The organism is Vagococcus sp. WN80Y (assembly GCF_059621045.1).
Window position 1 is genome coordinate 21,255 of the sequence record NZ_JCAQHY010000007.1, and the last position, 20,143, is coordinate 41,397.

A 20,143-nucleotide genomic window follows, 5' to 3' on the forward strand; every position below is an offset into this window, starting at 1 on the left:
TCACTTCCTCTCTTCGTGCTTCTTAATTAATTCTTTTAAATAATTAGTAAATGTCCCTTGTCGTTCGCCTAGAACACCAAAAATCTCTTGATCCACTCCCTCAACCAATGGTAACGCCTGATTCATAACCAAGATTCCTTTTTCAGTTAACGACAAAGCCTTAGCCCGCGTATCTGTTGAATGAGCCTGTCGCAAAATCAACTCTTTTTTTTCTAATATTCGTAAAACCTGTGAAACTGTCATAACATCCATTTCAGAGATTTTTGACACCATTACCTGAGTAATTTCCTGTTTAGTTTGTTGCAAATAACCTAGAGAAGTCAGAACGATAAATTGAGGATGAGTCAGGTCAACTTGTTGTAAAGTAATTTTAATCTGGTTATGCCATAAATTATAGACTTTAATAAACTGCAATCCAATAGCCTCATCAGAATTTTGTTTATTTCTTGATTTAAATTCCATTGGCTTCCACTACTTCCTTCAATAAAAACATTGTTTCAGGTACATCTTTAAAAATGCTAATCAACATTGGTAATACTTCTTTATTGTCAGTATCAATCTTTACTGAATGTTTAACCAAGACGCCTGTCTCAACTTCTTCAATCGTATGAGTAAAAGCAATTGAGCCTACTGGCGTCAATGTAATGTCTCTGAACACCTGATTTTTTATAACCAAATCCAGCTCAATTGCCATCTCTGGCATTCCTTCTAATACCATTGCCCCCTTTGTCCCTGCAATAAACTCACCTTCAAGAGAAATAGCTGTTAAGTCCTTTTCCCACAAAAACCATTTATCTAGATTTTCATAATACTCCCACACTTGACTACTTGTAGCATTCATTTTCAACTGAAAAGATAACTCCATTTTTAACACTCCTTTAATAATATATAAACTTATTATAAGTTAACTTATAATTAAAAGCAAGATATAAAAAGGACAACGGTTAGCTACAAACTAATCGCTGTCCTTTTCATTATCAGTCATTTAATTCCAAGTCAAGCCACTATCAACCACTATATTTTGTCCTGTAATCCCACTTGCACCCACTGATCCAAGGAAGGCTACTACCTTTGCTACTTCTTCTGGTGTAGTCACTTTCTTCATAGCAGAACTTTCAGCTATTAACTGAAATACTTCTTTAGTTGTCACTGCCGATGCATCTGTTGTTTGTAGCAAACCACCTGATACCATATTGACCGTAATTTGGTGACTGCCTAGCTCTTTTGCCATATTCCGCGTCATACCTAATAAGCCCGCTTTCGACGTCGTATATTCATGATAAGGAACTACTGGATTTTGAAACAAGTTAGTTCCTATCTGGATGATTCGACCAAAATGTTTCTCAATCATATCTGGCATGACACTCTGAACAGTGTTAAGCGTTCCCTTCATCGCACCAGCAAATTGATTTTCGTAGTCTTCCCAACTAATATCTGATAATGCCTTCTGGGTTAACGGATTAAATTGAAAATCAACTAAGGCATTGTTCACTAACACTGTGATTGTGCCAAAACGTTCTTTAACCTGTGCCACCATTTGGTTAACTTCAACTAAATCACGCACATCTGCTTGTATTGCCACCGCATGTTCCTGACCAATTTCTGCAACAACCTTTTCGGCCAGCTCACGATTTTTAACGTAGTTAACCACAATAAAATAGCCTTGCCTTCCAAATTCTAACGCGATTGCCCGTCCTAAGCCTCGACTTGATCCCGTCACTAATACAATTTCTCTCTTCATTTTTGCCCTCCAAGTAGTTGAATTGTTTGTGCCATTGATTGGCTATCAGTAATAGCTGAAATAACCGCCACTCCATCTACTCCTGTTTCTCTAACCTGTCCAACATTAGCCAACCCAATCCCACCAATTGCCACTTTAGGTAGTGACGGATTTAATTGTACTGCAGTTTCTAATAAAGAAAGGCCGACAACTGGTTGAGCATCCGCTTTCGATTGTGTTTTAAAAACTGGGCCAACTCCAACATAGTCAAGAGTTGGGAGCTTACAGGCCGCCTCAAATTGTGCTAAAGTATTGATCGACAGGCCGACATCAATTCCATAAGGCTTAACCTCTGCAAGTGTTTGACTAATTGGCTTGTCTGACTGTCCCACATGAACAGCATCTACCCCAAGATCAATTCCCAGAGCGACATCGTCATTAATAACAAACGGGATATCCCCCTGCTTACAGAGTCGTTGACACACTTTGGCTAATTTTTTGACCGCCATTGGGTCTTTCAAAGATCCTTGACCCTTTTCTCTCAATTGAAAACACGTAATGCCACTTTCAATTGCAGATTCTAACAAAGGGAGGAACTTTCCATCTGCCACATCCTGTGTTCCCGCAATAAAATAAACCTTTAAAGCACGCTGCCAGTTAATTGTTTGCTTCATTTTCCCTCTCCCTCCGACCATATGCCCAATGATTAGTTGGCCCTTGTCCATGACCAAGTTCCAAATCATCGCTTATCGCCGCATCTATAAACGCTTTACCAACTTCGACCGCTTCAAGAACTGATTTTCCTTTAGCTAGCTCCGCTGTAATACAGGCTGAATAGGTACAGCCAGTCCCATGAGTGTTTTTCGTCTCATATCTTGGGCCACTTAACCAGTGGCCACTCCCGTCTGCCAACAATAAATAGTCACGGGCCTCAGCAAGATTCAGTTGTGCATGTCCCCCTTTAATTAACACGTTTTTACTTCCCATCGTCTGGATATCACGAGCCACTTTTATCATATCTACTTCTGTTTCAATTGAATACTGAACTAATTCTTCCGCTTCAGGCAAATTGGGGGTAATTAACGTCGCCAATGGAACTAAAGACTCTTTCATCATTGTCATTGCTTGTTCTGCCATAAGTGACGCACCTCCTTTTGCAATCATCACCGGATCAACTACCAGAAGAACCTTTGGATAATCCAATAAAAACTCAGACACAGCTTTCATGTAAGTCTCATCAACTAGCATGCCAGTTTTGACTGCTCTCAAATCAAAATCGGAAAATACTGCATGAAGCTGTTCTTTAACAGCCTTTATGGGGGTAGGATAGACACCTGTCACACCTAAAGTATTTTGAACTGTTATTGCAACAATTACCGACGTCCCAAAGACCTGTCGTTCTTGAAATGTTTTAATATCCGCTTGAATTCCTGCACCACCACCACTATCAGAGCCAGCAATTGTACATGCTTGAGCTATTGTCATGATTCCATTTCCTCCCAGCTTGCTTTGATTAGAATTTGATCCTTTTCACTTAACAAATCCAATTGATTAATGAAATTCTCGTTAAAACTTCCAGGTAATTGTGTGTTATTGGCCGCTTTTTCCCCCGCAATCCCATAAACGATATGAGCTGCGACTGTTCCTTCAAAAGCATCCTGATGACTACCGATGAAGGCGCCACAAACCGCACTCAGCAAACAGCCCATCCCAGTAACACGAGTCATAAGCGAGTCGCCATTCGAGATACTGACTAACCGCTTACTATCACTGACCCAATCTGTTTCTCCACTAACAGCAACTACACACTCATTGACCAGTGCCACCTTTTCCGCCATTTTAGCTATTGAATAATCACCAGTACCACTATCAACACCACGAGCTTTCCATGGAACTTCAGCCAATTGCGCAATTTCACCAGCATTTCCACGAATTAACGTAATCGACAACTCTGCCAACAATTTTGTTACGACTTCACCACGGTATGGACTTGCACCAATTCCCACTGGATCCAATACAATTGGTATACCGTGTTCATTGGCCGCACGACCAGCTATCAGCATCGCTTCTAAAACAGGCGTCGTTATTGTACCAATATTTAAAACCAAACAACTAGCCTGCGGTGCAATAACAGCCACCTCTTCCTTAGCATAGGCCATTATCGGCGCAGCTCCTATTGCCAATAAGCCATTTGCAACATGATTAGCAACAACCTGGTTCGTCATATTATGAACCAAAGGGCTTTGCCTTCTCATTCTAGTCAATAAATCAAATTCGTTCATCAAATCTCTTCCTTTATGGATTATTTTGACTAGTCCCCCTTGAAAAATGTCCGCATAAAGAACCCAAAAAACCACTTTCTCGTATTCAGAAAGTGGGCATCTTAGGGTCTATTGTACCTAAATAACTAACTATATCGCTACTATTTATATAGCTAAAAAACAGTTAGTTAGCTGCCACATTTCCTCCGCTGGTATTAACCAGATCAGGTCTAAGGGTCAGGTAATTACCTATCTCAGCTCGCTGATAGTCGTAGATTACTTTCAGCCTCGCCCCCCTAGTGGTTGAACTATTCAATTACCTTCACAATAGCACGAAGTCAGATGGCATGCAAGCGATTTAACTAGATTAGCAGTCCCTTTTATCAAACAAAAAAAGACCCTAAACAGGTCTAAGAGGCTTCAAATTGCAATAACCATTAACTCATTATGAATGCAAGCCACTCTTAAACTACCTAACTTGCATCCTTATAAATGTTTTAATTGACCACCACAGCGGCAACTATATTTACGTATGTTAATTCGACGTTTGCGTAAAATCAAATTATGACATTTACAACATTCGTATTGGTGATAATTTTCTGGCTTCTGTTCTTCTAATGGTTTAACAAATCGACTTCCACCAGTTTTTTTCAATAAATTTTTAAAATCCGCATCCCGATGCTGAAAGCCCCGCCCTTCAAGATGAAGGTGATAATGACATAATTCATGCTTAATTACATTAATCAATTCTTCCATGCCATATCGTTCGTAAACTCTTGGATTAAAATCCAAATTATGGGTATTTAAATGATACCTTCCACCCGTTGTTCGCAACCGACTATTTAAAAAAGCACGATGCTTAAATGGTCGATCGAATTCATTGGTGGAGATTAACTCCACCAATTCTTGCAAACGGTCATCAGTTAATTCTTCGATATCATCTATCTCTTCAAGATAATCGAACTCCTCGTACAGTGCATGACTGAAAACCATCAATACCCTTCTATCCTTTCTCTTTGGCTGGTCCCAACATATTTAAAGCAATTCGCCCTTTGCGAAGGTCAACCTCGTCAACCCAAACTGTGACAACATCTCCAACTGCTACAACGTCTGTCGGATGTTTAACAAATTTATTACTTAACTTTGAAATGTGAACCATCCCATCTTGCTTCACTCCAATATCCACAAAAGCTCCAAAATCAACTACGTTGCGAACCGTCCCTTGAAGCTCCATTCCTGGTTTTAAATCCTCCATGCTTAACACATCTTGTCTCAGCAGTGGAGCCGGCATTTCATCACGCAAATCGCGTCCCGGTTGAATCAATCCAGCAATAATATCCGTCAACGTTTCTTTCCCAACCTCTAATTGAGCCGCAGCTTGATTCGTATTAAGATGTTCTAACGCTACCTTGGCATCAGCTGTTCCTAGTTCCTTCGCCCCAACCTTAGCCTCTGCTAAAACTGTTTTTGCTACTCCATAGCTCTCTGGGTGAATACCTGTATTATCCAAAATATTTTTACTTTCAGGAATTCGCAAGAAACCAATTGCCTGCTCATACGCTTTAGGTCCCAAACGAGGCACCTTTTTTAGTTGCGGTCGACTAGTGAATGCACCGTTCTCTTCGCGATAACTGACAATATTTTGAGCGGTTGTTTTATTTAAACCAGAAACATGCTGCAGTAAAGCTGGACTCGCAGTATTAACTGTCACACCCACTTGGTTAACCGCCGTTTCAACCACAAAATCTAATTGTTCAGCTAAATGTTTCTGAGATACATCATGTTGATATTGACCAACTCCAACTGCTTTTGGATCAATCTTAACAAGCTCCGCTAAGGGATCTTGTAAACGACGAGCAATACTGACAGCACTTCGCTCCTCTACCTGCAAATGAGGAAATTCTTGACGCGCAATATCACTGGCTGAATAAACAGATGCTCCAGCTTCATTAACAATCACATAATAAACCTCTCGCTTAATCTGACGAAGTTGTTCAGACACGAAAAGCTCTGATTCTCGACTAGCAGTTCCATTTCCAATCGCCACCATCTCGACTTGATACGTTTCAATCAAATGATTGAAATCAATAGCGGCTTGTTTACGCTTGGCCTCATTGGCTGGCTTGTGAGGATAAATCACTTGAATACCTAAGACTTTTCCAGTCTCATCAACAATCGCTAACTTACAGCCTGTGCGGTACGCTGGATCAAATCCCAAAACGACCTTTCCCTTTAACGGCGATTGTAATAATAGATTACGTAAGTTCTCACCGAAAATGGAAATAGCTTGTTCATCTGCTTTCTCAGTCAATTCATTGCGAATTTCCCGCTCAATTGCCGGGCCAATGAATCGTTTATAGCTATCTTTATAAGCTTCAATAACAATCTGACTTGTAATCGATCCCTGATTATTCCCAACAATTTGCCGATCTAAATAAGTCAGTATCTTATCTTCTTCAACCACTATTGCTACTTTTAAAATGTCTTCTTTTTCGCCACGATTAGTCGCCAAAACACGATGAGAGACAATTCTACTAACTGGTTCAGCATAATCATAATACATTTCAAATACTGATTTCTCATCTTTTTCTTTATCTTTAACAGTGCTAACAAGCTGACCATTTTTTTGAGTAAACTCACGAATCCAAGTACGATATTTAGGCTCATCCCCTACCATCTCAGCAATAATTTCATGAGCTCCTGCTAAAACATCTTCAACAATCATTAACTCTTGCTCTTCATTTAGATAGTTAGCTGCCTCATTTTGAATTTCCCCATTCATCGGAAACGTCAACAACCACATCGCAAAAGGCTCAAGTCCTCTTTCCTTAGCAATAGTCGCTTTCGTCCGACGTTTTTGCTTGTAAGGACGATATAAATCTTCTACTTGCTGCATTTTACTTGCCGATTGAATTGCCGACGAAAGCTCTGGTGTCAATTTATCTTGTTCGCCTATTAAACGTAAAACCTCTTCTTTACGTTTTTCTAGATTAAGTAAGTAAGTATAGCGCTCATCTATTTCACGGATTTGTACCTCATCTAAACTACCCGTCATTTCTTTTCGGTAACGAGCAATAAAAGGAACTGTATTCCCTTCACTTAAAAGTGACAGAACAGTTCGAATCTGCTTCGGACTAAATTCTTTAAGCTCTGCTTGTAATAAATCTAAAATCTGTTTATTTAATCCTTCATCCATTAACATTGACTCCCTCGTTTAATCATACTGTCCTATTTTAGCACACTTTCACCCACAATTTCCATTAAGTAGCTAAAATAATCTCTCGCAAATGGGATTTTATCCCCCAATAATGATAAATACCCCCACTTTTTGATCATTCTGCTCACTTAGCTCAAAAATCAGGTTGCCAAGGACCATTCATATTTTGAATTTCAATATCTTGAACAATACCTTTTTGATTAAAAATGACACCATGAATTGAACCACCATAAACCCCACCACCGTCAATTCCAATTTTACTATCAGATAGCCAGAGATCAGTAGTTTGATTGTCACCATGTAAAAACGGAGTAATCGTATGACCAAAGACAATAATTTTCCCTGACGTATTCTTGCCTCGATGAAAGTCTTCTCTTATCCAAACAAAATCTCGCGCACTCGTCTGATGCCAGTCCTCCTTTGACAAATCAATCCCAGCATGAACAAACAGGTAGTTATGCCACTCATAATACAGGGGCAGTGTTTCTAGAAAACTAATTAACTCCTCATGATAGCTTTGAATTAAAATACTCATTTCAAGAGGGGAGTATTCTTCAGTTGCTCCTGAGTGAATCAAACTGTTTAGAGTCGTACTACCGCCATTAAGAATGTAGTTATCATAACGTTCTTCTGGTTCTTTTAAAAAATTAAGCAATATCTCCTCGTGATTTCCTCTTAAATAAACCGCTCCCTCCTCCTCTACTAGATGCTTGCCGAGCATTAAACACTTCTTACTATCTGGCCCGCGATCTGCTAAATCACCAATCAATACTAATTGATGTGCGGTAGCATCATACTCTTTTAATAACTCAACAAATGTTTGATAATCTCCATGGATATCTCCTATGGCATACACTGATTTTTTCACAAAGGCTCCTCCTTATCTCATTAATTGATATTATTCCCATTATACTATGCTAATAATTTGTCTGTAAATCTATAAAAAAAAGACCATTAGATACAATTTCCAATAGTCTGTTTTATTAATTATTAGATTATTCTGCTGCTTGTTCTGGTTCATTTGTAAAGTTTAATTGCATACCAGGTCGGTCTAAAGCAATCTCAGTCACTTCAAAAGTCAAACGCTCAATCATTGAAAATAAAGGACGCATCAATTCATCCAATTCACTTTGTTCCAACTGATCTGGATTTTCAACTTTACGATCACTAATTGTAACTAATTGGCGAACTGCTCCAGACAAAACAAACTCCTCAAACACAATTGTAAAAATTACACGTAAGCCTAAAACTGAGCTCTCATCACTTGGAAATTCGGGCTGATCACTCATATCAAAAGGCTTCACTTCTACTCGTATTTCTGTTTCTGCCTTACTTTCAGCCGTATTCATATCATAATGGAAAGCTTCTACAAATTCTTGCTGTCTACTAATATTCATTATTGTCATTCCTCCTACAAAAAAAGTATAGCATAGTTTCAATTTCAAAACGATGCTTTTTTTTCATTTTCCCTACACTATTTATAAAAAATGATAAGTACATATCTTCCAAAATAAAAAGACGGGAATTCAGCTCCTGTCTTTTTATTTGTTAATTCAACAACTTTTTTAAATTATGAAAAATGAACTTTTATAATAAAAAAATACTGCTATTTACTACTTCTTAAGCTTAATTTTTTTAGGCTCCTGTGCTTTTTTCCAAACGACTCCAACCAAATTATCTTTAGGTATAAGTCCTATAAAGCGGCTATCTTGAGAATTTTGGCGATTATCACCTAAAACTAAATACATATCTTTAGGTATTTTGGTTGTGCCAGCGGAAACGCCTGGTATATTTTCTAACACTAAATCCTTTGTATAAAAATCACTTTCAGCTTGATTTTTTGCTTTAAACGAATCACGATTTTTATCCAAGTAAGGCTCATCATACATATCGCCGTTAACATAAAGCACATCATCACGATATTCAATCGTATCACCTGGCAACCCAATGACTCGTTTAACATATTTGTCTTTCGTCCCATCTGGTGGATAAAAAACAACCATCTGAAATCTATCTGGGGAATGCCCATTAATAATGATTACTTTTTCATTAGTCATCAAGGTTGGCTCCATTGAGGCACTTATCACCTCAGCGCGATCGACCTTCACATAAAAAACAACCATAACTATAAACACGATTATTAATAAAACACCAATCAATCCATCAATAAATGAATTTTTACGTTTCACCTTATATGGTCGATCTCTCAACCTATCACTATATTCTTCAGTCTGACGACTTCTCAGAGACTGCCTAGTCTCATGCTCGACAAGAGGTATTCTCTCTTGCACACTATCATCTACTATAAATGAATTATCAATTACCTCTGATTGCTTCGTTGACTTACGTACTTTTCGCTTACGATGACCACTGGAATTAGATTGACGTTTACGTTTTTTATGAGAAGAGTCCCCTCCTAATGACGAGTCACTAATCTCATTTCGGCGCTCACTAGTTCGCCGTCTTTTACGCTTACGTCTATGAATCTCATCTGAAATCTCTCTCACCTCTTCAGTCACAAGTTGTCTCTCTCTATTCTAAACTAAAAGAGGTGATTTGTCATTTGAATATTCTGTGAAAAACACATAACCATAATTTAACTCAATTATCATCCTTTAAAGCGAAAAGTTTTGGGTGCAATTCGCCAAACAATAACGATACCGATTGCAACATAAATTAGGCTTAATATCGACACAGTAACCACATAAAGAACACCTGTTGAATGAATTTGCAGGTTAGCATAAGCAATTCCGTAAAGGACTCCTGCAACAATCTTATAAGCAGGATTTACAACTTCCATATCACTGGAAAACGGCTGTAAAATGTAATACACAAACAACTCATGAAATGAAAATAAAAATGATAGACTAATCAATAAAAAACCTAAAACAGCAAAAAAGCTCATGCTTAAAAAGAAATTATTGGCAGCATTAATCATGATCATCATAAAAAAAAGAGCTAATGAAACAATGCCATTATAATAAAATGTTTTCCAGAAACGATAGTAAAAGCCTTGTAGAATTGTTTTTGGTTCACGGTAAAATGGATAGAATAACATGGACGAATCACAATTAATAAAGACCATTTGAACGACTTTTTTACCGAAAGTTAAGAGGTACATCACAAAAAACAAGATAGGTAAAAAACCAACAACTTCTTTTTCAGAAGGTTTCGGCAAATCAGTAAAAAGACCCACGACAACACCTACTAAACCTACACCTGCGATACCCAATAAGCGCCATTTTAATTGACGCGTTAATGTCGGCTTATAGCGACTAAAGAGCAAGCTGTTTAAATATTGATTTCCCTGCAAATGAGTTTGCTCACCTTCAACCAATTTCAAGTCTTTTTGCATCTTTAACCCTTCACCCAAGTAAGCATTATTACTCTTCTTAGCGGCATTTAATTTTTCCAATTGACCAACAGACCGTTCAATCAACCAATAATTATAGCGTTCTTCTTCTTTATACGTCATTAATAACCAGCTACTAACTACCATAAAAATTAACATAACTAACATACCTAGGAAACTATAGATCGCATTAAATAACTGAACTAAGTCTCCTTGCCAAGAGACTAAGACAATTAATATTGCAACCAGTACATACGTTAACCAATTAATTAACACTCTAATTTTTTGGGGTAGACGGCTAATCAAGCGTCCTAGATAATAAAAAAGAAACAGGCTTCCAAGATAACTAAATAGTGTCACCGCAGGCACAAGTAATGGTTTCTCAACAACAAAACCAACAATGAACATGACAGGTAGATAGGAAAGAGCGTCATGAATCGTTTCAGCTAACATTCGTGAATGTACGAATAGTTTATTAGAAACTTGAAAGTTAGCAATAAACTCTGCATCCTGTTGACTCAACCGTTGTCCAAAACCATCTAGTACACCGACAAAAAGCGGCACAGTCAACAGCCATAAAACAAGCGCTGGCTCAAAAAGCGCACCTTCAGGTATTAAATTAACATTTATTAGGAAAAAGATAATTCCTAAATCAATTCCAAACCATAAAAATTTCATGGTGAACTTCATCACAACATCTACAATTGTCCCTAGAACAAATAAAACTTTTTTAATCTCATAATTACGATAAATTCCCACAGAAATATAATGACCAATTAAAGGAATCTTCCTTAAATAAAAGAAAAAACCGTTGACCTTTCGCGTGATTCCTGCACTTTTAAATAACCAATATATCCGCCATTTCAATAGTAAGTTATTCACTCTACTCCCCTCCCTCTTGCAAGAGAATACTGTCTAGCGCAGTTTTTTTAGTATGGGAGGTTGATAATAACTTAACTACTTCTTCTTCAAAGTCAGCATCATGAATTCGGTCACTTGGTATGCCTGTCAATTTTCCTTCATGTAATAAGACAATCTCATCGCAAAGATCTTGAGCAAGCTGTAAAATATGTGTCGAAAAAATTACCACGGAATCATCCTTTTGAGAAATAATTAACTCCTTCATCTCATGTGCAGCTACCACATCAAATGACGTCAAAGGCTCATCCAGCAGTAAAACAGGTGATTTAACTAACATCATCACCAACATTTGAACTTTATTTTGCATCCCATGTGAATAGTCTTTTAATAAACGATGTTGATCCTTTGCTTCGATTCCTGCTCGTTCAAGGTAGACTTTGGGATCTTCTATTATTTCCAATCGATCTTTGTTAACTTCAATAAAGAATTTAACAAATTCATACCCCGTCATGAATCCAGGTAAGTGAGGGGTTGCGTAGACAAATCCCACATCCGTATTATCATAATTAGCATTGATCTGATCCTTTTCTTCAAAAGCAATCTGACCTCCCTCTAATTGTAAATTACGTGAAATACAATTAAACAACGTGGTTTTCCCTGCTCCATTTCGCCCTAATAATCCGTAAATTTTCCCTTTTTCAAAACTAAATGAAGCATCATCAATAATTGCTTTATTATCAAATTTTTTTATTACATTTGTCAATGTCAGTTTCATTTTCTTTCCTCCCTGCATGTCAATTTGTTTCAATTATAGCATAGCAAGACGACCTTCTTTCATGACAATTTTGAAACTTTAGCAAAAAAGTTACATACATGAGTTAATCAGTTATAATAGATAGTATCATTTTAGACTTGAGAAAAGAGGACTATCAATTGAACAAACAAGAAAACATTATGATTGATCTAAATTTACTCAGTTCCTTTCTAGCTCAAAGGGACTTACCTGATCTAGAAACAAAAACACTCCATAAAGCCGGTATCCCATACTTTGACCTCGTTATCTTTTTTGGTGGTGCAATCCCTGCTGCGGCGGATAGTTTGGGGGATCTTTGGCAAAAAAAATTAGTCAAAAAAATCATGATAGTTGGCGGTATTGGTCACACGACGGATCATCTTAAACACTTTTTAAAATCGGATAGACTCAAAGAAACTATTTCTGAAGCTGAGCTGTTTGCTGACTACCTTCAAAGCACTTATCACATTCCTGAAAGCGCATTTTTGGTTGAGACAGCCTCTACCAATTGTGGCGAAAATGTTCAATTTGCTTTAAATACCTTACAAACAGCTAACTATGTCCCTCAAAGAACACTTATCATGCAAGATGCCTCTATGCAAAGACGTATGACTGCCACATTTGAAAAAATTTGGCCTACCAATTTAACTACTATTATAAGTTACGCCCCTTATAAACCACTCTTTACCATCATTAAGGATGAGCTAGTATTAACCCCAACTATCTGGGGCATGTGGGAAACAAGCCGCTATATCGAGCTAATACTAGGGGAAATTCCTCGCTTGCGAGATGATTCATCTGGATACGGACCGAAAGGTAAACAGTTTATTTCCCATGTAGAAATCCCTGAACCAGTACTTTTAGCTTTTGAGAGACTTGCTAATCATTTTCCTGAGTTAATTAGAGGTCCATATATAAAAAAATAACATGATTGATACTAAACTATCGTTCTGTATTAAAGGAGACGACAAATGACAACCCCTTTGTATTTCAAAACACGCAATGATTTCAGAAACTGGCTAACTGATAATTGTCTAATTAGTGACGGTGTCTGGTTATTATTTGGAAAAGATAATCACATCGTCACCATTAAAGCAAGCGAGGCATTGGAAGAGGCCCTCTGTTTCGGATGGATTGACGGAGTAATGAAACGAATTGACGAGCATTCCTATATGAAATATTTTTCCGCTCGTAGAAAAAATAGTAAATGGTCAGAAAAAAATAAACGACTGGTAAAAAAATTAGAGGACAGTGGCCTGATGACCGATAATGGAAATCTTAAAATTGAAGAAGCAAAGAAAAATGGTCAATGGGACCTAGTTAATCCTCTTTCTGTTATCACTGATGAGCAAATCAACTCAGTCGCTGAGCTCTTAAGAGTGAATAAACAAGCTTATGAAAATTTTATCGCAATGTCGCTCTCAATTAAGAAGACCTATACAAGAGCTTACCTTGATGCCAAAACCGAAGCTGGACGCACGAAACGATTAGAATGGATGGTGGCTCGTCTAGAACAAAATTTAAAACCCATGTAACTGTCCTAGACTATCAACAATATGTTAACAGAGCTAATTACTCATTTGGCTTAACTTCAATAAAAAGGAACATCAACTGTGCGAGCTTAACTAATTCCTTATATCGTAAAGGTTACTCAATAATTAATATTTCTTAAAATGACGATCTATTCCTAATTAATAAATAATTCTTAGTGATACAATAACAGTATCAGTTTTAGGAGTGAACGCATATGACTTCAATTTTATTAAGTATTATTTTTATTAGCCTTCTAATCGGATTATTATTAAAAAACAAACGACCTACTTACTATTTTGTTCTTCCAGCAATCTTTATTCTTTTATTAATAGGCTATTTTATCCTGTCCATGTTATCTCCTATGTAATTTTTTTGGACTAACAACTACTATTCTGACCATTCAGGCTAAAATAGCTACCGTTTAAGAGCTTTTCTCACAATAAATAAAACTATTACGTATAATTAGCAGTAGTTAAAGGAGGAGAGCTATTATGTTACTATTTCTATTTATTTTATCTACAATTAGTTTGGTTCTAGGATTTATTTTACTAACAATGATCAAGAAAAATCATTTAGGAAGTCTGTATACTGTTTTATCAGCCATACAAGCAGCCTCTATCGGTGCTAGTTTCGGACTATTACTTATTTTGGTTATCAAGGGAAGAACCATAGGGTAAGTCTCTAAATCACTGTTGCAAACTAAAGGCGAGTCTAGATTTCATTTTCTAGACTCGCCTTTTTAAATTAACTCACTGCTTGATGACAATCTGGTTCCCATTTTTCAAAAAAAAACCCCTTCTTACTAGGCTCAGCCTCAGTAAGAAGGGATTCTATTAGTTATTTTATGCGTGAATTGGTAAGCCAAGAGCTAGCTCTGCTGCATCCATAACCGCTTCTGCTAATGAAGGATGAGAATGAATCGTCAAAGCAACATCTTCAGCATTCATACCTGCTTCAATCGCAAGGCCTAATTCAGCAATAACATCACTTGCACTCACACCAGCAACTTGGGCGCCAACAATCACATTGTCTTCTTTCGTTGTGACTAAGCGAATAAAGCCCTCTGTTTGATCAAGTGAAATAGCACGACCATTGCCACCTAATAAGAATTTAGACGCTTTAACATCTAAGCCTTGTTCTTTAGCTTCCGCTTGCGTTAAACCAACAGTTGCTAATTCTGGATCTGTAAAAGCCACAGCTGGCATAGCACGATAATCAACCGCTACTGGTTTTCCAGCAATTGCTTCAGCAGCAATTTTAGCTTCATAACTTGCTTTATGAGCAAGAGCTGCGCCAGGAACAATATCGCCAATTGCGAAGATACTCTTCACATTCGTCCGTCCTTGATTATCAACCTTAACTAATCCGCGGTCAGTCATTTCAACACCTGCAACTTCCAAACCAAGCTCGTCAGTATTAGGACGACGACCAACAGTTACCATAACGTAATCAGCTTCAATTGACTCGGCCTTTCCATCAACTTCATAGTTAACCGTTACGCTGTCACCATTATCAATAGCTTCTTTCGCCATTGCTTTAGTTACAACTTTAACCCCTTTGTCTTTAAATGACTTGTCAACTAATCTCACCATATCTTTTTCAAAAGTAGGTAAAATTTGTGGAGAGCCTTCAAGGATGGTCACTTCAGCACCTAAATTAGCATACGCTCCACCAAGTTCAGCACCAATTACGCCGCCACCGACAATAACCAATTTTTTAGGAACTTCTGTTAAGTTTAAGCCACCAGTTGAGTCTATCACACGGCCACCAAATTTGAAGCCTTTGATTTCGATTGGACGGCTACCAGTTGCAACAATCGCATTATTGAATTCATACGTTTGGGCTGAATCTTCATGAATCACACGTAATGTATGCTCATCAACAAAGAAAGCTTCTCCCATCAATACTTCAACTTTATTTTTCTTTAATAGACCTTTAACACCTGTCGTTAATTTATTAACAACTACATTGTCTTTCCAGTCTTGAGTTTTAGCAAAATCTAATTTAACATTTTCAGTCGTCACGCCAAATACTTCTGAATCCAACGCTTCTTGGTATTTATGACCAGCACTAATCAAAGCTTTTGATGGAATACACCCAACATTTAGACAAACACCGCCGATATATTCACGTTCGATGATTGCTACTTTTTGTCCCATTTGAGCGGCGCGAATTGCTGCTACATAACCACCAGGGCCAGCACCAATTACAACTGTATCTAATTCTAAAGCGAAATCTCCTACTACCATTCGTTTTTCACCTTACCCTTCCATTAACAATAATTCTGGATCTGCTAATAAACGTTTAATATTGTTCATCGCATTTTGAGCTGTTGCGCCGTCAACAATACGGTGATCAAAACTCAATGATAATTTCATCACACGGCCTACTGCTAATTCACCATCTTCGTTAACAATCGGTTGTTGAGCAATTGTACCCACACCTAAAATTGCTACTTCTGGATAGTTAATGACTGGAGTAAACCAACCACCACGAGCAGAACCGATGTTACTAATAGTAACTGTACCATCACGCATTTCAGCTGCAGCAAGTTTACCTTCCATTGCTTTCCCGGCATTTTCAACGATTTCATCAGCAATTTGGAACATACCTTTTGAATCTGCTTGCTTAATGTTTGGCACATATAAACCATTTGGCGTATCTGTTGCAATACCGATGTTATAGTAGTTTTTGTAAACAATTTCTTCTGTTGCATCATCGATTGACGCATTTAAAATTGGGAATTCTCTCATAGTTGCTACTAATGCTTTAACAACATAAGGCAAGAATGTTAATTTAGTCCCTTTAGCAGCTGCCGCATCTTTAAACTTCTTACGGTGATCCCACATTTTAGATACTTCAACGTCATCAAATAACGTCACATGTGGTGCTGTGTGTTTACTGTTAACCATTGCTTTAGAGATTGCTTTACGCATTGGTGTTAGTTTTTCACGAGTTTCTAATTCGCCACCTTGACCAACATAAGGCTGAGCTGGTGCTGCTGGAGTTGCTTTAGCAACTGGTGCAGAAGATGCTGGTGTTTCTGCTGCTTGAGTTGGAGCTGGTGCTGCAACACTTCCACCTGATACAAAAGCATCAATATCTTCTTTAACCACACGTCCACCTTTACCAGTCGCAACAACTGAGGTAATATCTACGCCTTTTTCACGCGCATATTGACGAACTGATGGCATCGCTTGAACTCGTTTGCTTGGGTTAGCCGCAGTAGGTACAGCTGTTGGAGCTGTAGTTGCCGCTGCTGATTCAGGCGCTTGCTTAGCAGCAGGTGCTGCAGCTGTAGCAGTATTATGACCTGGTGCATCGATTTCGATTAGCACATCGCCAACATTCGCAACTGTGCCTTCTGGTACAACGATAGAAACAACCTTACCAGTAACTGGTGATGGAATTTCCTCCACTGATTTATCATTTTGAACTTCTAATAATGTGTCATCTTCATTTACAGTATCGCCTGCTGCGAAGAACCATTTTACGATTTCTCCCTCAGCAATTCCTTCACCGATATCTGGCAATTTGAATTGGTAAACGCCACCTGACGCAGCAGGAGTCGCCGGTGCAGATACCGCTTCAGCAGCAGGTGCGGCTGGCTCATCAGATTCATGACCTGGAGCGTCAATTTCAATCAGAACATCGCCAACATTCGCAACTGTTCCTTCTGAAACAAGAATATTTAACACTTTACCTGTCACAGGTGATGGAATTTCCTCCACTGATTTATCATTTTGAACTTCTAATAATGTATCATCTTCATTAATTGTATCGCCAACTGCTACAAACCATTTTACGATTTCGCCTTCTGCAATACCTTCACCGATATCCGGTAATTTAAATTTAAATGCCATGATGGTAGTCTTCCCTTCTATTCGTTGGATTTTACTAAATCCCAGTAGTCACTTTATCATAAATTATCTTTAGCTAAAGGAGTAGGCTTTCGCATACTCCTTTACGCACATTATTTTTTTACCACTTAAATTTAAAACGCGTGGATTTCTCTTACTTTTGCTTCAATATCATTCGCATTTGGTAACCAAGCATTTTCAGCTTGACCAAATGGGAAGATAGTGTCAGGGGCAGAGATACGTCCGATAGGTGCTTCTAAAGACATAACAGAACGTTCTGAAATTTCAGAAACAACTTGTGCCGCAACACCTGCTTGTTTTTGTGCTTCTTGAACCACAACTACGCGACCTGTTTTTTCAACAGAGGCAATGATTGTGTCAATATCTAGTGGCGCAACTGTACGTAAGTCGATAATTTCTACTGAAATACCTTCTTCCGCCAATTTGTCTGCTACTTTAATTGATTCGCGAACCATCGCACCATATGTGATAATTGAGATATCAGACCCTTCGCGAGTAACAGCTGCCTTATCTAAAGGCACTGTGTATTCACCATCTGGCACTTCCTCACGGAATGAACGATACAATTTCATATGCTCCAAGAAAATCACAGGATCATTATCACGAATAGCAGAAATTAATAGCCCTTTAGCATCATAAGGGTTACTTGGGATAACCACACGAATACCAGGAGACTGAGCAATCAGTCCTTCCAAGTTATCAGCATGCATTTCTGGTGTATGAACCCCACCACCGAAAGGCGCACGAATAGTAATTGGCATTGTACGTGTGCCACCCATACGGAAACGAGTACGAGCCATTTGACCAATCACTTCATCAATTACTTCAAAAATGAAACCAAAGAATTGAATTTCAGGAACAGGACGGTAGTTTTCTAGTGCTAAACCAAAAGCTAGACCTCCAATTCCAGATTCAGCTAAAGGAGTATCGAAAACACGATCTTCCCCAAATTTTTCTTGTAGGCCTTCTGTCGCGCGGAAAACTCCACCGTTATTACCGACATCTTCACCAAAAACTAAAACATTAGGGTCTTTTTCAAGTTCAATTGCAAGTGCATCTGTAATTGCTTGAATCATTGTTTTTTGTGCCATTGTTATTTCGACTCCTTCGCTTCGTAGATTGCAATTTGCTCTTTAATACTTTGTGGAGAAACTTCAAACATATTTTTCAAGAAATCAGAAATTTTTTGTTTTGGTTCTGCATCTGCAGCTTTAATTGCATTTTTAATTTCTTCTTTAGTTGCTTCAATAATAGCTTCTTCTTTTTCTTCAGTCCAAAGACCTTTGTCAGTCAAGAAGATACGTAGACGTGCTAAAGGATCACGTTTTTCCCAATAATCTTCAATATCTTTTGTACGGTAACGAGTTGGATCATCTCCAGAAAGAGTATGTGGACCATAACGGTAAGTTAATGTTTCGATTAGAACAGGACCATTTCCCGCAATCGACCAATCTCTCGCTTTTTTAGTAACAGCATAGACAGCTAAAGCATCCATACCATCTACTTGAATCCCTGGAATACCTGCTGCAACCGCTTTTTGAGCTAACGTATTAGCTGCTGTTTGTTTTTCACGAGGTGTTGAAATAGCATAGCCGTTATTTTGAATAAAGAACACAGCATTTCCTTTATAAGCACCTGCGAAGTTAATTCCTTCATAAAAATCACCTTGTGATGAACCACCATCACCTGTATATGTAAAGACAACATTTTTCTTGTTGCGCTTTTTAAGTCCTAATGCAACCCCAGCAGCCTGCACATATTGTGCACCAATAATAATTTGAGGTGGTAAAGCTTTTAATTCTTCTGGGTAATAATTTCCGGCAGCATGGCCACGAGACCATAAGAAAGCTTCCTTCAATGGTAACCCTTGTTTAATTAACTGTGGAACATCGCGGTAGCCAGGTAATAGATAATCTTCTTTATCCATTGCAAATTGACTTCCTAATTGGCTTGCTTCTTGTCCAGCAGTTGGCGCATAGAAACCAAGACGTCCTTGACGGTTTAAAGCAGTAGAGCGTTGATCTAAGACACGCGCCCACACCATATTACTCATTAATTCTACCAATTCTTCATCTGATAGATCAGGCATTAAATCTGGGTTAGTCACTTTTCCATTCTCATCAAGTACTTGTAAAGTTGGAAAATCAGCGTTGATGTTTTCTAACAAAGCTTCAAAATCAACTGGGCTATTCTTTTTAGTCGCCATTGTTACACAATCCTCTCTCTTTTGCATTATTAGTGTTCGTTTCCAAACAGTGTAAGAAATCTGTATTAGTATTCCTTGCAATCACATTCTTAATTTAACACGAGAAACAGACGATTGCAAGCGAAGTGGCTCAAAAAACCACTTTAATTTAAAAATAGGACAGCTCCCACTTCTGTAGTATATAGTGAACCTTTTCACTAATATTATCACCGCTTTCATTTTTCTATTTTCATTCAAATTAAATTCTGTTACATTCTGTATAAGTCCTACCTCTATTCTGTTATAGTACATCTCAATTATAATTTAAGTTAGCCTGTTT

General features: G+C 38.0%; 20 protein-coding genes and 1 riboswitch. Of the genes, 3 read left to right on the top strand and 17 right to left on the bottom strand.

The window, feature by feature from the left end; translation table 11 throughout:
- The 13 genes from AC5KOD_RS01630 to AC5KOD_RS01690 all read right to left on the bottom strand — a co-directional run bounded on the left by AC5KOD_RS01630 (nucleotide 1) and on the right by AC5KOD_RS01690 (nucleotide 12,186).
- Nucleotides 1–462 carry a MarR family winged helix-turn-helix transcriptional regulator gene (locus AC5KOD_RS01630; protein WP_496912805.1) on the bottom strand — a complete coding sequence of 154 codons (462 nt, stop codon included), beginning with the start codon at nucleotides 460–462 and terminating at the stop codon, nucleotides 1–3.
- Entirely contained in the window at nucleotides 452–865 is a 414-nt protein-coding gene (locus tag AC5KOD_RS01635) for an SRPBCC family protein (RefSeq protein WP_496912806.1), read from the bottom strand. Before AC5KOD_RS01635 ends, AC5KOD_RS01630 begins: the two co-directional genes overlap by 11 nt.
- A gap of 120 nt (nucleotides 866–985) precedes the next feature.
- Nucleotides 986–1,741 carry a 3-oxoacyl-ACP reductase gene (locus AC5KOD_RS01640; RefSeq protein WP_496912807.1) on the bottom strand — a complete coding sequence of 252 codons (756 nt, stop codon included), beginning with the start codon at nucleotides 1,739–1,741 and terminating at the stop codon, nucleotides 986–988.
- Nucleotides 1,738–2,394: a thiamine phosphate synthase gene (thiE, locus tag AC5KOD_RS01645; RefSeq protein ID WP_496912808.1), complete on the bottom strand. Its 657-nt coding sequence runs from the start codon at nucleotides 2,392–2,394 to the stop codon at nucleotides 1,738–1,740. Before thiE ends, AC5KOD_RS01640 begins: the two co-directional genes overlap by 4 nt.
- Nucleotides 2,378–3,205 carry a bifunctional hydroxymethylpyrimidine kinase/phosphomethylpyrimidine kinase gene (gene thiD, locus AC5KOD_RS01650; protein WP_496912809.1) on the bottom strand — a complete coding sequence of 276 codons (828 nt, stop codon included), beginning with the start codon at nucleotides 3,203–3,205 and terminating at the stop codon, nucleotides 2,378–2,380. The genes thiE and thiD overlap by 17 nt, the downstream gene beginning before the upstream one ends.
- Nucleotides 3,202–4,002 (bottom strand): hydroxyethylthiazole kinase, encoded by an 801-nt coding sequence (gene thiM / locus AC5KOD_RS01655; protein ID WP_496912810.1) that lies wholly within the window; start codon nucleotides 4,000–4,002, stop codon nucleotides 3,202–3,204. Before thiM ends, thiD begins: the two co-directional genes overlap by 4 nt.
- Before the next feature lie 162 nt (nucleotides 4,003–4,164).
- Nucleotides 4,165–4,289, bottom strand: a riboswitch (TPP riboswitch).
- A 178-nt stretch (nucleotides 4,290–4,467) separates the two neighbouring features.
- The gene (locus AC5KOD_RS01660) at nucleotides 4,468–4,974 is read right to left on the bottom strand and encodes a SprT family protein (protein ID WP_496912811.1); all 507 of its coding nucleotides are present in this window, start codon (nucleotides 4,972–4,974) and stop codon (nucleotides 4,468–4,470) included.
- 10 nt (nucleotides 4,975–4,984) lie between these two features.
- Nucleotides 4,985–7,177, bottom strand: coding sequence for a Tex family protein (locus AC5KOD_RS01665; protein ID WP_496912812.1), 2,193 nt, complete (start codon nucleotides 7,175–7,177; stop codon nucleotides 4,985–4,987).
- Nucleotides 7,178–7,331: 154 nt separating this feature from the next.
- Entirely contained in the window at nucleotides 7,332–8,066 is a 735-nt protein-coding gene (locus tag AC5KOD_RS01670) for a metallophosphoesterase (protein WP_496912813.1), read from the bottom strand.
- Nucleotides 8,067–8,193: 127 nt separating this feature from the next.
- On the bottom strand, nucleotides 8,194–8,595 hold the full coding sequence (locus AC5KOD_RS01675) for a DUF1149 family protein (RefSeq protein ID WP_496912814.1): 402 nt from the start codon (nucleotides 8,593–8,595) through the stop codon (nucleotides 8,194–8,196).
- A gap of 216 nt (nucleotides 8,596–8,811) precedes the next feature.
- Complete coding sequence (gene lepB / locus AC5KOD_RS01680) at nucleotides 8,812–9,717, bottom strand: signal peptidase I (protein ID WP_496912815.1); 906 nt, start codon at nucleotides 9,715–9,717, stop codon at nucleotides 8,812–8,814.
- An 89-nt stretch (nucleotides 9,718–9,806) separates the two neighbouring features.
- Nucleotides 9,807–11,432, bottom strand: coding sequence for a hypothetical protein (locus AC5KOD_RS01685; protein WP_496912816.1), 1,626 nt, complete (start codon nucleotides 11,430–11,432; stop codon nucleotides 9,807–9,809).
- Between the two features lies 1 nt (nucleotide 11,433).
- Nucleotides 11,434–12,186 carry an ABC transporter ATP-binding protein gene (locus AC5KOD_RS01690; protein ID WP_496912817.1) on the bottom strand — a complete coding sequence of 251 codons (753 nt, stop codon included), beginning with the start codon at nucleotides 12,184–12,186 and terminating at the stop codon, nucleotides 11,434–11,436.
- A 158-nt stretch (nucleotides 12,187–12,344) separates the two neighbouring features.
- Here AC5KOD_RS01690 and AC5KOD_RS01695 point away from each other — a divergent pair, with 158 nt between their 5' ends.
- From AC5KOD_RS01695 to AC5KOD_RS01705, 3 genes are all read left to right on the top strand, one after another.
- Nucleotides 12,345–13,130, top strand: a complete 786-nt coding sequence (locus AC5KOD_RS01695) for a YdcF family protein (protein WP_496912818.1) — start codon at nucleotides 12,345–12,347, stop codon at nucleotides 13,128–13,130.
- A gap of 45 nt (nucleotides 13,131–13,175) precedes the next feature.
- Entirely contained in the window at nucleotides 13,176–13,739 is a 564-nt protein-coding gene (locus tag AC5KOD_RS01700; RefSeq protein ID WP_496912819.1) for a YdeI/OmpD-associated family protein, read from the top strand.
- 489 nt (nucleotides 13,740–14,228) lie between these two features.
- Nucleotides 14,229–14,414 (top strand): hypothetical protein, encoded by a 186-nt coding sequence (locus AC5KOD_RS01705; RefSeq protein WP_496912820.1) that lies wholly within the window; start codon nucleotides 14,229–14,231, stop codon nucleotides 14,412–14,414.
- A 165-nt stretch (nucleotides 14,415–14,579) separates the two neighbouring features.
- Here AC5KOD_RS01705 and lpdA read toward each other — a convergent pair whose 3' ends face one another.
- The 4 genes from lpdA to pdhA all read right to left on the bottom strand — a co-directional run bounded on the left by lpdA (nucleotide 14,580) and on the right by pdhA (nucleotide 19,824).
- Nucleotides 14,580–15,986: a dihydrolipoyl dehydrogenase gene (gene lpdA / locus AC5KOD_RS01710; RefSeq protein ID WP_496912821.1), complete on the bottom strand. Its 1,407-nt coding sequence runs from the start codon at nucleotides 15,984–15,986 to the stop codon at nucleotides 14,580–14,582.
- Between the two features lie 12 nt (nucleotides 15,987–15,998).
- A complete protein-coding gene (locus tag AC5KOD_RS01715; protein WP_496912822.1) occupies nucleotides 15,999–17,600 on the bottom strand; it encodes a dihydrolipoyllysine-residue acetyltransferase in 1,602 nt (533 codons plus the stop codon).
- 131 nt (nucleotides 17,601–17,731) lie between these two features.
- Nucleotides 17,732–18,709 (bottom strand): alpha-ketoacid dehydrogenase subunit beta, encoded by a 978-nt coding sequence (locus tag AC5KOD_RS01720; RefSeq protein ID WP_496912823.1) that lies wholly within the window; start codon nucleotides 18,707–18,709, stop codon nucleotides 17,732–17,734.
- 2 nt (nucleotides 18,710–18,711) lie between these two features.
- A complete protein-coding gene (gene pdhA, locus AC5KOD_RS01725) occupies nucleotides 18,712–19,824 on the bottom strand; it encodes a pyruvate dehydrogenase (acetyl-transferring) E1 component subunit alpha (RefSeq protein ID WP_496912824.1) in 1,113 nt (370 codons plus the stop codon).
- Nucleotides 19,825–20,143: the final 319 nt, after the last annotated feature.